Source organism: Culturomica sp., assembly GCF_003524185.1.
Taxonomy (GTDB): Bacteria; Bacteroidota; Bacteroidia; order Bacteroidales; family Marinifilaceae; genus Culturomica; species Culturomica massiliensis.
In genome coordinates this window covers 86,265-100,382 of the sequence record NZ_DOED01000001.1, presented here as the reverse complement: position 1 = coordinate 100,382, position 14,118 = coordinate 86,265, and the positions used below count along the sequence as shown (strand labels likewise).

Genomic DNA, 14,118 nt, shown 5'->3' with positions numbered 1-14,118 from the left:
AAGGAACGTTTTAATTGTAAATTTTAATCGATGATTTTAAAATAAACACATAATTCGGCCCTACGAAAAAAGAAAATCGTAAATCACAACTGAATAAACCTTTTAATCGAACACCACTCCCCCCATATCAACCCGGGCTTCCAAATTCAACCTCAGAGTAAGCCTGGATATCGCATCTATGACTGCAGTTTTACCGGGTGTAGATTTGGCTACAATCTTTAAAACAATCCGTTTGGATTTAGCCAAATATCGTAAATTTTTTTCATTAAATGCAATTAAAATACTTCCGTTTGCAGGACCGGCTTCATTAGCTGCCGGAAAAACAAGATCGGGATTTTCATTCACAATACGATCAAGCAAACCATTATTCCCATCCAATAGTAACACTTCCGGAATACCAAATTCCATTTGAATCCCGTTCTCCCCTACCATTCTCAACCGGGCTTCCAATATTTTGTCAGCATTCTTCAGATTCAGATCACGGATTGTATCATAATAGACCAACTCTGTAGCGGAAAGCTCCAAAGGTATTTTCAAAGTCAGATCAAAAATAAGCTTACCTCCCGCATACAGCCACATCTCTCCTCCGCCATAACGAAGTTCTCCTCCGCCATATTCAATCTTGTTTCCGGACCATACATCAGTAAATTCCTGTATATTAGAATTTGAAATATCATAAGAAAAATTATTACAAACTTCATTTACATTTTGATTTTCTCCTGCAAACCCAAAAACTTCATCTGTTTGTAACATTTTCCCGGCATTTACAGCTGTAAAAACCATCGGTCGCAGATAAAAATCAGCCCCTAAACCTTTCGTCCGGGCAGTAATCTGCAACTCAGGCCGTACAAACTCAAAATCCCCGGAAAGATCATTGAGCAAAGCAATTTCCGGTATAAAACTTTTCTGTGGTAACGGTATTTCAGCGGAGGGTAAAAACAAATTCACATTTTTATAATCTACTCCAGCCGTCGCAATATCGATCAAAACATTTTGATTATTCTGCATTTGAGCAATATCCGTCACTTTCAATACAAAAGTCAAGGGAACAATATCGGAACCGTTGAGCACAGCTTTCAGATTAGGGACTTCCGTTGAATAAAAAGTAGTCGGCTTTCCCGGTGTTAAAGTCAAAGGAATTGCAATTTTATCCCCGGTTTCCAATGAATACAGATTTTCACAAACTACGGTTAACGTCCCGCCAATATTGGCGTTATTCATCACAATAAACGTCATCGATTTAATAGAAAGCGTAGCCTCCCGGATAGAAACTTCCGGTAACAGTTGTTCTAACTGGAAAGGTACACGCAACGTATCGTAATAAGGATTTTGTACAGTTCCTTTTCCGGCATCAATATAAGAACGATTGATCGGAAAACTACCGTTAAAAAACATATCTTCTGCTTTCATCGAATACAAATCATCCACTTCTATGGTATAGATTTCAGGACGTTTGTATTCGATCAACAACTGCCCGTTCTCATCCTTTTTCAGAGTTGCACTATCTGAAGCGCTTTCTTTGAGAAGATCCCACATAGAGAAATCTCCCCGCGCCAATACAAATGAAAAAGTCGGTTCCCACCCTTGGGGTTTATCCATTTTATCAAAATCCAGCAGATCCCGGTCTCCGCAGCTACAGCACAAACATATGCTTACAATCACAAAAACAATTCTCATCTTATCAATTGTGTTTCGTTTCACCTAATAAAGAATAATTCAATTTCAAAACGGCATCTTGCCGAATACCCAATACATCTACAGAAAGGGAAACTCCCACAATCCCAATACCATAAGTGGCTCCGGTTATTTTTTCCAACATCTCCGGAGTAATCGTCCGGCTTATCGTTCTTCCGCTTATCAATGATTCGTTCCAGTCTACCTTTTCCAGCATATTTCCTGCTCCATCATAAAATTCCAACCGATACAACGACATAGTAAAAGGAATATCTGTAGTCGGCGTCACCGTCAGCTGAGCCGCAGAAAACTCTTTCCCGCTAAAGTCAAACCCTTCCAGCGTATCCCGGTACAACAAAGCGTTCCCTTTCATCACCATAGGCACTTCAATATACGAATCCACCTGTGATAACCCGTCCGCATAGATTACATTGTCTTCAGCAGGTCTGCCGTTCGGATTAAACCGAATCGTACCGTTATAGTCGATATTCCCGTGAGGAGGTAAAGAAAGGAATTCGACCAGATTGGAATTATCGGGTGTAAATACAAAAGTATCTACTCGCAAAACATTTTCTGTATTTGCCTCAAAAGCCATCTCTTCGTAACTTCTCAATTCCACACTCCGGGTACCGGCCACATTCGTCGCATGTAATCTTAAATCATCCACTTCGGCAGGCAACCCCAGCCCTTTATTGCGAACGATCAAATAATACCTCGGAGAAGCAATATCGAAGGCATTGGATAAATTCGCCAGGACATCCAGATTCATTTTCAAATTGTTGCTATCCAATTGCAAAGGAGGTATCGGGAAATAACCGACCGCTTTCTCCAGTTTCATATTCAGCGACTTTATAAATAAATAAATCGTCTGGGGTTCAAATAAAACAGCTTTAGCAGCAATAACGACACGCGTTTCCACTTCCAGTAAATTTCCTTTCGATAAATCGATATCAAACTCTTTCGTCACCTTACGCCGGATTCCTTTCTGATTGTCTTTATTTATAACCTCACTGATCTTCAACGCCTCCCGGGTTCCGCGCACAAAAATATTTTTCAGAGTTATCTCTACCCGGTATTCAAAACCGGTATAAGGAAACACATATTCCAAATCAGCTACATCCTCCATATGCTTGATATTTACGCCCTGCGGAATTGTCGTCAGCCAAATCGTATCCAAATGCCGGAACTTGACTTCCTTTTCCAAAGGTACTCCGAATTCGATGCCACTGGTGGCATCCACCTGAAAATAAGGAGCATGAAGCAATGTATCCGCACTGATATTATATAAAGCCACTGCGGGAATAGTAAGTGCATTCTCCTGTAAATACTGTAAGGTTATATGTATTTCTTCTCCACCCTCAGACGATTGAGGTTCTCCCTTTCCAATCAAATCCCACACAGAAATGGTATTATCGCCCAAAGAAATCAAGGCGTCCGGTTTAAAATCCGGGTCCGGAATATTTTCTGTCACCGGAGAACAGCCGTTCAGGATACCCATAAACAGCCCAATACACCCCATAATAAAAATATACCTTTTCATCTCGTTATTTTATTAAAGTTACAGTCCCCCTCCCCAAGCGTTTACCATTATTAAAAGCAACCCATACATAAGTGCCGACATCACATTTCTTTCCGTTAAAAGTACCGTTCCATCCTCCGTTAAATCCGATCTCATTTGTCTTAAAAATCAACTCACCCCACCGGTTATAAATATACATCTCGAAATCACCGATAAAATTTACCTCCTTCAAATAAAAGCGGGAATTTTCACCGTGACTCTCCGGGAGAAAAGCGTTGGGAGCATAAATACCTTCTATAAAAGTAAGCCTTGCCGTATCCGTGACCGTACAACCGATATTATCCGTTACCCTCACCCAATATTCTCCCTCACGTTCGGCGATATAGACAATAACTGCACTACCGTCCTGCCACACAATATCGTAAGGTCCGTAATCCGGATTCAACTCTAACGGTAATTCCAAACGGTGTCCGCGCAAAAGGAAAGTATCGACCAGATTTGTCTCCGGTAGCGAACGTACCGTATACACAGCTGTTCCTTCACATCCAAACTCATCTTTTACCCACAAGGTATCGGTTCCCACCTGGGTTATCAAGCGTTGTGGCAAAGTGTAACCGTCACTCCAATTAAAATCAATATAACCCGATTGATCCACCCGGATAGAATCACCCAAACAAATTTCACGATCAGCCACATCAGGCCCGGTAGACAAAGTTACCCCAACCGAATCTTCTCCGGTACAACCGAACACATCATACACCTCCACAACAAACACATTCTTTCCCGGAAACATATCCGATACTTTTCCGGAATAATCAGCTTGAAGCTCTACCTGATCAGCCGGCAACCAGGCCATTCGGTCAAAATAGGAGGTAATGTACTGCGCATTCAATGTCAAATCTACAGGTTCCTCCCCGCAGTTACCAATAACGGTATCCCGCATTGCCGTTACCCGGGGCAAATAAACCACCCGAATACGCGTATAATCCGAAGCCTCGCAATCATAGGCATCCGTTACCGTCGCTTCATAATACACATGCTCTGCATCGGCTTCTTCCGGAACAAACAAAGGATTCAAAAGATCGGTCGTATCTAAATACAATCCGCTTCCTTTCCAGGTAATCGTTCCAGGGGTATGCGAAGCCACAGCCAAAGTCAGCGGACGGCAGACCCCGGTCGTATCATTCCGCTTAGCCAACCGGATTTTCGGTTCCACATCGATATCCAACCGCTGAAGCGCTTCATTGCTGCAACGGGTCAAGGGATCGGTATAGACGTACTTTACCTCATATCTCTTATCTTTCACATAAAAACCGAGTGCATGAATCGTATCTCCCTCCGAAACAAAAGCACCTCCCAACGGCCATGCCCTGTTCAATACCAGAGAATCAATACAATAACCGACCGTTTCCGGTAAATCCAGCCATACCTCCGGAAGTGAAACATATCCGACAGCTAAAGTAGAACGGGCAGAACATCCCGTATTCCGGGAAACAGCCGTTACAGTAACGGCAGCCCCGTCTTCACCGTTCCAATACACCTCTACCTGCGGTTTCCCCGCCTGCGAACGAATCATTCCTTTATTTAACTGCCAATTCCACATCAATTCGTCGGTCTGCGGACTTACAGCCGTATATTCCTGCAAATAACTTTCTGCCGATCGGCAGATTAACACCGCTCCGTCAACAGCCACTTTCGGTAACTCCAACACACTTACCCGGAAAGAACAGGTATCGGTTCCTCCTTTACCCTCTACAACACATGAAATTTTAATTGCCTTATCCACATTCCTCAATGTATATTCATTATGCCGGGAAGACGCCATCAAACGCCCTTCAGCATACCATCTGTATATCAGATTCGTACCTATAGCATCCACCCTCAATGTTGTATCGCTGCTGCGGCATACGCCCACGGTGTTATCCATAGGAGAGATAATCACCGTTTTTTGAGTCACTTTCAGACGGGAAGTAGCTGAAACCCGGCTACACTTATTCTCTATCGTCACCCGATATACCCCGGCATCTTCAAATTTTACCGGCAAAAATTGTAAAGATGTTCCTTTCTGAGGAAGCGCAACTGTATCATCCTTTTGCCAGCCATAAAATATAACATCACCTCCCGCTTCTACTTTAATCCGGTGTTCAAAACCTTCAGTCACCGTTGTATCCTTGGGGGAGATCGAAATAAGTTTCGGCACCTCGATCATAGCCAGGCGCAATTCAAACAACGTATCACGTACATGCAACGTATCCCCGCCATCTATAGGACATCCCCGGTATTTGATCACACATCGGTAAAGTCCGGTATCTACAGGCGTTGCTTCTTTAATCTTGAATAAAGCAGAAGTCATATCACTCTCTATTTCAATTTCTGTTCCCCCTTCCACCTTTTTCCAAAGGTAAGAAACCGGTTCTCCACCGTAACATCCGTAAGGCACAAGCTCTGCAGCGTAAGCATAATTACTTCCTTCGCATATTGTATCTGCCTCACCTCCCAAAATGGGTACATGGATATAATCCCCGATTCTCAATAAGAAAGAAACAGAATCAATCCCACAATCCCCTTCTGCTTTCGCCTGATAAACTACATCCCGTACAACAGACCCCACATCCGGTATATTCAACACCGAATCGCGGCCGATCACGTTTTCTTCCTTCTTCCATTCAAAGGTATTATGAACCCCTTCGGTAATGATAAACAACTGCAAAGAATCATTCATAGAAACATACTTATCGGGCGAACGTCCGGTGATCCGGGTTTGCGGCTTCACCTTCAGTTCAAACTCCGCGTCTTCCGTACCGCAAACGGAAGAAATAGAACAGGTATAAATTCCGCCTTCCCAAGCCTCAATATCGCTAAGGACAAGCAAAGAATCCATAGTTCCCACATCGGTTCCGGTCTTCTGCCAACGGTATTCAACATGGGTCCCGTCCGCCTGCACTCCAAATACAACCGTCTCTCCGATACAGGCTTCTATATAGGCTGGCGTCACCAAACTAAATTCAAGAGGTTGTAAAATAGTCAGCCGGACCGTCTTTTCAACCGTCCCGCATGTATTACCGATCCGGCAAGTATATTCTCCGGCATCTCGTTCTTCTACATTATCTAATTTCAATACAGCATCCGTTCCGACCTGATTTCCGTTAAAAAACCAGGTATAACTCATACCCGGATAACCGCCACCGACAGTAAATTTCACATCTGAAAACAAACAGACTGCCGTATCGGAACTGATTGTCAACCGATCCAGCTCCTCATTTAACGACAAATTCACCGCCGCCACTCTTTCATGTTTACAAATATCACGGGCAATAACCTGGTAACTTCCCGTCTTAGCCATTGTCACATCTTCAACGATAATTATTGCTGTATCTGCTGTAAATCTTCCCGGCCCCATCCATGAATACACCACCTCCGTTCCGGGCATAGCCGCCTCAAAACGGGCTACACTTCCCTCACATACAAAAGCATCCGCCGGACTGACTGTCAACGGACCGGGTTCATTATATACGCCGATACCGATACTATCTTTCAAAACCGAACATCCCCGTGGACTCTCGATCTGAAAGACATAGCGTCCCCGGTCTGCCGTCGTTATCGGATCAAGCGGAACTTCCGGTGTCGTAAAAATCCGCCCGTCCGGAAAAGTCCAGATCCAACGGGCACCGTCCAGATTTACCCGGGCCCAAAGCGTCACGTCCTTCTCTCCGATACAGGCAGCCAGATTCGGAGTTCTGCTTACTAATTCCAGGTCTTTTTCGACATCCACACGGACATATAATGTATCGGTTCCACAACGACTGCTTACCACACAACGATATTGCCCCGTCGCGTCCTGTGAAACACTTGCGTTGCGGTAAACAGCCGCATCCGGAGCACTCCATTCACCAGCAACAGGCCCACCCCAGGCATATACGACACTATCTCCGCTAGCTTCCACCTTTAACTCCGCAGCATTTCCTTTACACAAAGTCAAATCAGCCGGTCTGTTTAATATCTTCAATCCTTTCCGGACCGTTAATCGCACCGTATCCCGGTCTTCACCGCAATGGGCAGACACTTTACATACGTATTGTCCCGCATCACTCAGAGTTACATCGCGGATAATATGCTGTTCTACAGTCGTTCCCAAAAGCAGTCCTTCATGCCGCCATTCGAACATATAATTCCCGGCATTGGCATTCACAGCCGCCGACATATTCACACTCTCACCTTCACACAGGGTATCCGCAGCAGGAGTCACAGACAACACCGGATTCTCATAAACTGTAGCTGTCAAACGCAAAGTCGCCGTTCCGCATGTACCGGCAATCGTACAGGTATATACACCGGCTGTTGCAGTCGTTACATCCGACAAAACCAAAGCCTTCGTATTACTCACCTCCCGTCCGTCCGGCCCTTTCCAACTATACACCAAATTAGCCGTCTGCGTACAACCGGCCGGACGCAATGCAGCCGTATAAGAATAAGCCGAACCGACACAAAGGAAAACCTGCTGATCAGCCGTTACCTCATTAAAATCCCCTACGTTCAGACGGATAGTAGCCTCCGCCCTTCCGCAGCGGCCGGTTACCGTACAAATATAAGTCCCGGCATTCTCAAGCGTCACGGCATCATACACCAAAGAAGGATCCCCTAATCCGACATTTCCGCCCCCCACTTTTCTCCATTGATAAGTCAAATCAGAACCTTCAGCCCGTACAAACATATTCACATTTGCTCCGGGGGTAACGTAAAAATCATCACTCTTACCGGTAATAACAGTCGTTTTATGTACAACCAATACATATCTTAAAATCTTACTCTCTCCGCAAGGAGACGATACTACACATTCAAACACACCGTCATCCGCGGCAGTTGCCGCCGCAATCACATAGGACCGGTCAGCCGTTCCAACCTGTACACCGTTTCTCATCCACACATAATGCTCCTCCGGTCTGACCGTTACCGTAAACTCTACCCGCTCCCCCTCGCACACCTCCAAAGGCCGATCCGGAGCCTCTACCGATACCGGAGGATAAAGCGACACATGGGTTTGCAAATCAATATGATTTCCACAAACAGAAGTCAGACGGCAAACATACAAACCTGTATCCTGGGCCCGGATCCGATTTAAAGTCAATACCGACGATAACACTTTCCTACCGGTAGGAGTCGTCCATTCATACTTCAAACCGTTCACTCCACCTACTACCCGTAATTCCCCGTTTTCTCCCAAACACACGTTCAAATCACCGGAAATCACCGGCGAACCGAACTCCTCTATCACGGTTATATTTATAGAATCAGTCAGACTGTTTCCACAATCATCGGTCACCGTCAACCGGTAAAATCCGCTCTGCTCTTTCCGGAAAGCATCTATTTTCAATACTTTGACAGCAGAAACAAAGCCATGAGGTCCTTCCCAACTCCACACCAGATTTTCTCCTCCCCTGGCTTCCGGGGAAACCGTCACATTCGAGTTTTCACATACCGTACGTTCATCTTCAAGTGTCAGACTTTTCAATGTATCCTTCAAAAAAAGCTGAACCACAGGAGCAAGTGATTTCCGGCAAAGAGTATCATTTACAAAAAACGTATAGGTTATATCTGTTCCGTCTGGTATCGTCACTAAAGTATCCGAAAACTCCAAACGGATATTACCAGACTCCTGACCCCAAATCCAACTGAATATTGCAGGCCGGTTGATCTTTCCGGTCAAGGTCACTGAAGTCCCCGGACAATACGTGCCTCCTTTGGAAATTTCAACCACCTCGATATCCGGATAAACCCCTAATCGAGCAGAAACAAGGCGATTTCCGCATTTGCTGCTTACCGTACAGGTATATATTCCGCTATCGGCAGCTACAACCTGCTGTTTCAGATAACCGTCCGAATATTGACCTACCCAGTTCTGGGCTTGAGCCGGTTGGCTCCACTGATAACGCTCTGCATGTCCCTCCTTTACAACTACCCGCCAAAAAGCTTCGTTAGCACGACAAACGTCCAGATTATTCAACGGTTCCAATATCAACGAATCCTGAACAGCCAGCGTAAACCGTCCCGAACCTTCTCCGCAAACGCCACCGGAAACTTTACATTCGTAAACTCCGGAATCATCCCTTTTTACCTTATTCAACAACAAATTTAAAGTGTTTTTTCCATCCAGCTTAACCCCATCTTTATACCACTCATATACATTAGCCTCCCCATAGATAACAGGCTGAACGTTGACATTCGTCCCGGCACATACGTCCCGGTCGGCCATTTTATCCATATTAAAACGCGGAATCAATTGCAACGTTATCTTTCCGGTCAAATTCAATACGGGTGCAAAAACAAAATCGTCTACGGCAAAATCATTGCCGGAATGTTCTGTCGTCTGGTCAATCAATGTAATACAAGCATTCGCCCAACCAACAGGAGCGTTCCACATTCTAAACAAAGAAGTCCAGTCGTTTTTTGGGGAAAAAGTTTCATACATTCCTCCTACAACATTATAATTATCGTCTTTCGAAATACTGAACTGAAACCGAGGTTTTGCTCCAGTAGAAACATTCATACCCCACACCGAAAAAGCATATTCCGTACCAGGCCGTATACCGGTAATATTTTGCTGCCATACTTTTGCATTTTTTAAAGGATGCCCGTTGATCACCATCATCTTTCCCTTCCCCGTCGTATGATCTTTCCGGTCAAAGAAATGAAAATGATAAGTATTCGAATTAGCAGCAAACTTAAAGACACCTTCCGGCCATAAAGCTCTATCCCCCCCAGCCGCAGTCCAGGTATAATCCGTTTTAAAAGGCAGAGAATCCTGATTCGGAAACAGACCTCCCGGACCATCCGGAATCCCCTCGAAATCTCCGTATCGAATCAAATTATTATCCATATCGAGATATTGGATAATCAGACGGTAGCTTGTCTCCCTCAAAGGCTGTACCGTCACAGAACGCCCCGTACTTATCATCACGGAGTCATTCGCACCCCTATACTCGAACCACTCATAAGTAAGCACTTTTCTTGCGGGTATTGAATCCGGACAGGTAAGCACTATTTTTTCACCGACGCAAATTTTCACATTTGCATCCATATGTACTTGAATTCTTGTATCCTCTTGTGCCGAAACGACAAGCCAGGCAAATAAAAATAAACAACTTAACCCTATCGTTCTATACATAAACACTACTTAATTCGTGAGACGACTATTGCTACACCCACTAAAAGATGACACTTATTTTTTACGATATAAAAGTAGAGCTTATACAAAAGACGATTGTTATACCAAAAAGACGGATTGTTGTAAATTTAAAACAGCCTTCTATCCAGGGGGCTAATTACCATTCAGCAGTAAATCAATATAATGGGAATATAGTCAAATTTAAAGGCAGAAGAAATTATATCAAAATATAAAACAATCCCTGTGAAAATACATCTAAAAAAGTTCTTAAAAATACAAAAATAACCAAATAAAACTTATAACCATATCCAATCCTTATACAACAAAGAGATTCATAACTACAACCTAAAACATTGGTAAAAAATTTCTGAAATGACTTAAAAACCATCGTTGGCCTTCCGGTTTAAACCTCAGTTTAAACAAAGTGTACAAAACCACAGAAAATCGCAGAAAAGAAAAAACCAGCTACATTCGTAACTGGCTCTTTATCAGTCGGGGTGACAGGATTCGAACCTGCGCCCCTCTGCTCCCAAAGCAGATGCGCTACCGGACTGCGCTACGCCCCGATTCTTGTTTTCGAGCCACAAAAGTAACAATAGAAATCAAAAATACAAAACAAATTATCTTTTTATGATTTCAAAAAATTCCCACAGTCCTTTCTCGATTTCATAAACCGTGTCCTGCCCCTCTTTCGTTGTGGCTATTATACCTCCCTGAACTATATATACGAAATGACGGGCCACAGATTCCATATTCAAGCCGCTGCGCAATTCGCCTTTGGCAAAACTGTTCAATAAAGCCGTTTTCCAAACGGCAAACCAATCTTCTTTGTTTTTTTTCAGTTGCCGGGCAAACGCCTCATCATGCTCCGCAGCCTGATAAAGCAAAAGGAAACCGTCTGCCACAGTCAACTGCCGTCCTGCTCCTGCCGGTAAACCCTGAAAGATATCGGTCAGGAAACGGGAAGCAAAAACAATCATTTCACCGATGGCATTCGCTTTTAAAACGTCCCGGTCCAATTGATAATAGCGGATAAATACATCCTGTACGATTTCGCCGAACAGGTCTTCTTTATTGCGAAAATAATGGTACAACAAACCACGGGCCATCTCTGTCGCCTTGCAAATATCCGAAACCGAAACGCCGTCGTACCCCTTTTCCAGCAACAAACACCACGTCTTTTCTTTAATCAGTTCTTTTGTTTTCATTATTGAACTATTGTTCATCAAAGATAAAAACGATAAATTTAATACGCAAAAATTCAATCATTTTTAATCATCCGGCGTATATTTGTAAATAAAACAATATGCTATGCAAGAAACATTGAATAATTGGGTTATTATGCTCAACGACTGGATATGGACATTCCTGATCATTATCCCGCTGATCGGTGCCGGTTTATATTTCACCTTCCGGACACGTTTCGTACAATTCCGGAAAATCCGTGAAATGTTTCGTTTATTGGGAGAAGGAATTGCAGGGAGTAACAGCAAAAACTCCGTATCCTCCTTTCAGGCATTCTGCATCGCCACGGCTTCCAGAGTAGGAACCGGTAATTTAGCGGGTGTAGCGACAGCCATAGCCCTAGGAGGACCGGGAGCCGTTTTCTGGATGTGGCTGATTGCCTTGATCGGTTCGGCTTCTGCATTCGTCGAATCAACCCTGGCCCAGATATATAAAGAAAAAGGAGAAAAATCATTTATCGGCGGTCCCGCTTTTTACATGAAAAAAGGCTTGAAAAAGAAATGGATGGGTACTCTTTTTGCATTGATTATCATTGTCACTTTCGGACTGGTATTCAATTCCGTTCAGGCCAACACCATCTCTCTGGCATTTAATGAAAGTTTCGGATTCAGCAGAATCTGGTTGGCCATTATACTGACATTTTTCACTTTTCTGACCATATTCGGCGGTATTCATCGGGTAGCCAGGGTATCGGGAATCATCGTTCCCATCATGGCTATTGCCTATATGCTGGTAGCTGTGTTTATTTTATCGATCAATATCACCCATATCCCTGCCCTTTTCGAACATATTTTCGCCAATGCATTCGGATTCGAACAAGTAATCGGCGGTGGTCTGGGAGCAACGATTATGCAAGGAGTCCGCCGGGGACTATTTTCCAACGAAGCCGGCATGGGATCGGCTCCCAATGCAGCAGCCACAGCCACGGTCAGTCATCCGGCCAAACAAGGCCTTATTCAGGCTTTGAGCGTTTTTACCGACACCCTCATTATTTGCAGTTGTACTTCATTTATCATTCTGCTCTCCGATCTCTCGGCAGAAAGCGGTTTAAAAGGGATACAACTGACTCAGGCAGCCCTTTCGAATGAAATCGGAGCTTTCGGCAGCCCGTTTATTGCCGTATGTATCCTGCTTTTTGCTTTCAGTTCCATTGTAGGCAATTATTCCTACTGTGAAACCAACTTGTTTTTTATTTCCTCAAAACCTTTTTATTTACAATTATACCGCATTGCTGTAGGCGCAATGGTATTATTCGGCTCTCTCGCCGGACTTGATCTGGTGTGGAATCTGGCTGATTTATTCATGGCGATAATGACGCTGACCAACCTCATCGCCATTATCCTGCTCAGTAAAATCGCCTTTAAAGCATTGGGAGATTATAACCGTCAGAAAAAAGCCGGTATCAAGAGCCCCGTATTTCATGCCTCTGCTATTCCCGAACTCGGGGAAGAGGTAACAGAATGGAAATAAAAGTACACCGCCGATAAAGGCGGTTTGCTATGTCGCATAACAATAAACGTCTTCGATTTTTGAATTGTGGGACTTGACTTTTAATTTTAAGTTCCTACTTTTGTACAAAATAAAACATGTCCGTAAAGACAGGAAAAAATGTGGAAAACAAAACGTTAAAATAACAATCAATCATTAACAAAAAGATTATGAAAAAAATCATCAACTCTCCGAAAGCACCGAAAGCCATCGGCCCCTATAGCCAGGCAGTAGAAGTCAACGGTACACTTTATATCAGCGGTCAGCTTCCGATCGACGCGTCCACCGGCAAATTTGCCGAAGGCGGTATCAAAGAACAAACCGAACAGGCACTGAAAAATATAGGCTACATTCTGGAAGAAGCCGGATATACTTTCGATCATGTCGTAAAATCAACCTGTTTGTTGAGTGACATCAGTGATTTTGCTGCCATGAATGAGGTATATGCCAGATACTACACCAAAGACTGTCCTGCCCGTGCAGCTTTTGCCGTGAAATCATTGCCTATGGGGGCATTGGTTGAAATAGAAACCATTGCTGCAAAATAAATACAAATAAAGCTAATGTGCCGGCATATTCTCTGCCGCAGCACATTAGCCCCGTTTACAACTGCGTTTTCATTCCCAGATACATCCCCAGAAAATAAGGAATCAGCCAGATACTCCAAACGGCTATACTGAACCGGCTGAAATTATGTTTCATACGGGGTGTCCCTTTCCGGAAAGTCCAAAAAGCCCAGCCGGCATGAATGGCCATCAGGAATATCGCTATACTTCCCAATGTGGCATGCAGGCTATTGTCGTGTCCCGTCAACCTCACCAACTCGGCCATAAAAGCAGTACCGACAAAATCACACAACAACCCCAAGCCGAAAGCGACCACATGCCAGCCTTTCAAACGTCCTTGTATCCGCTCGCTCCAGACACCTACCGAATAAAAAATCAAGGCCATCGAAATAATAACGATAGCCGCTAATAAAAACTGATCATCATAAGAGGTAAGATGCATATTCTCGTAATATTGGTTTTCC

Annotated in this window: 7 protein-coding genes and 1 tRNA gene; 2 read left to right on the top strand and 6 right to left on the bottom strand. The window is 43.9% G+C overall.

The genetic code is table 11. The features are described from left to right. Positions 1 to 102: 102 nt before the first annotated feature. The 5 genes from DD657_RS00370 to DD657_RS00350 form a co-directional block, all read right to left on the bottom strand. A complete protein-coding gene (locus DD657_RS00370) occupies positions 103 to 1,677 on the bottom strand; it encodes a hypothetical protein (protein ID WP_287047958.1) in 1,575 nt (524 codons plus the stop codon). A 4-nt stretch (positions 1,678 to 1,681) separates the two neighbouring features. After that, complete coding sequence (locus tag DD657_RS00365; protein ID WP_287047957.1) at positions 1,682 to 3,214, bottom strand: hypothetical protein; 1,533 nt, start codon at positions 3,212 to 3,214, stop codon at positions 1,682 to 1,684. Positions 3,215 to 3,218: 4 nt separating this feature from the next. Then, positions 3,219 to 10,268 (bottom strand): T9SS type B sorting domain-containing protein, encoded by a 7,050-nt coding sequence (locus DD657_RS00360; RefSeq protein ID WP_287047956.1) that lies wholly within the window; start codon positions 10,266 to 10,268, stop codon positions 3,219 to 3,221. A 579-nt stretch (positions 10,269 to 10,847) separates the two neighbouring features. After that, positions 10,848 to 10,921 (bottom strand) — tRNA-Pro (locus tag DD657_RS00355). A 54-nt stretch (positions 10,922 to 10,975) separates the two neighbouring features. After that, positions 10,976 to 11,563: a TetR/AcrR family transcriptional regulator gene (locus tag DD657_RS00350; protein ID WP_161945847.1), complete on the bottom strand. Its 588-nt coding sequence runs from the start codon at positions 11,561 to 11,563 to the stop codon at positions 10,976 to 10,978. A 103-nt stretch (positions 11,564 to 11,666) separates the two neighbouring features. On the opposite strand from DD657_RS00350, the gene DD657_RS00345 reads away from it, so the two are divergent. Next, complete coding sequence (locus DD657_RS00345) at positions 11,667 to 13,070, top strand: alanine/glycine:cation symporter family protein (protein WP_287047955.1); 1,404 nt, start codon at positions 11,667 to 11,669, stop codon at positions 13,068 to 13,070. 188 nt (positions 13,071 to 13,258) lie between these two features. Beyond that, on the top strand, positions 13,259 to 13,636 hold the full coding sequence (locus tag DD657_RS00340) for a RidA family protein (RefSeq protein ID WP_021987156.1): 378 nt from the start codon (positions 13,259 to 13,261) through the stop codon (positions 13,634 to 13,636). 55 nt (positions 13,637 to 13,691) lie between these two features. On the opposite strand, the gene DD657_RS00335 is transcribed toward DD657_RS00340, so the two are convergent. Beyond that, a complete protein-coding gene (locus DD657_RS00335) occupies positions 13,692 to 14,096 on the bottom strand; it encodes an HsmA family protein (protein WP_021987157.1) in 405 nt (134 codons plus the stop codon). Positions 14,097 to 14,118 lie beyond the last annotated feature (22 nt).

Bases quoted from the DNA above. Each gene is read 5' to 3' on its own strand.
- DD657_RS00370 (WP_287047958.1), bottom strand. From the start codon at position 1,677: ATGAGAATTGTTTTTGTGATTGTAAGCATATGTTTGTGCTGTAGCTGC.
- DD657_RS00365 (WP_287047957.1), bottom strand. From the start codon at position 3,214: ATGAAAAGGTATATTTTTATTATGGGGTGTATTGGGCTGTTTATGGGT.
- DD657_RS00360 (WP_287047956.1), bottom strand. From the start codon at position 10,268: ATGGATGCAAATGTGAAAATTTGCGTCGGTGAAAAAATAGTGCTTACC.
- DD657_RS00350 (WP_161945847.1), bottom strand. From the start codon at position 11,563: ATGAAAACAAAAGAACTGATTAAAGAAAAGACGTGGTGTTTGTTGCTG.
- DD657_RS00345 (WP_287047955.1), top strand. From the start codon at position 11,667: ATGCAAGAAACATTGAATAATTGGGTTATTATGCTCAACGACTGGATA.
- DD657_RS00340 (WP_021987156.1), top strand. From the start codon at position 13,259: ATGAAAAAAATCATCAACTCTCCGAAAGCACCGAAAGCCATCGGCCCC.
- DD657_RS00335 (WP_021987157.1), bottom strand. From the start codon at position 14,096: ATGCATCTTACCTCTTATGATGATCAGTTTTTATTAGCGGCTATCGTT.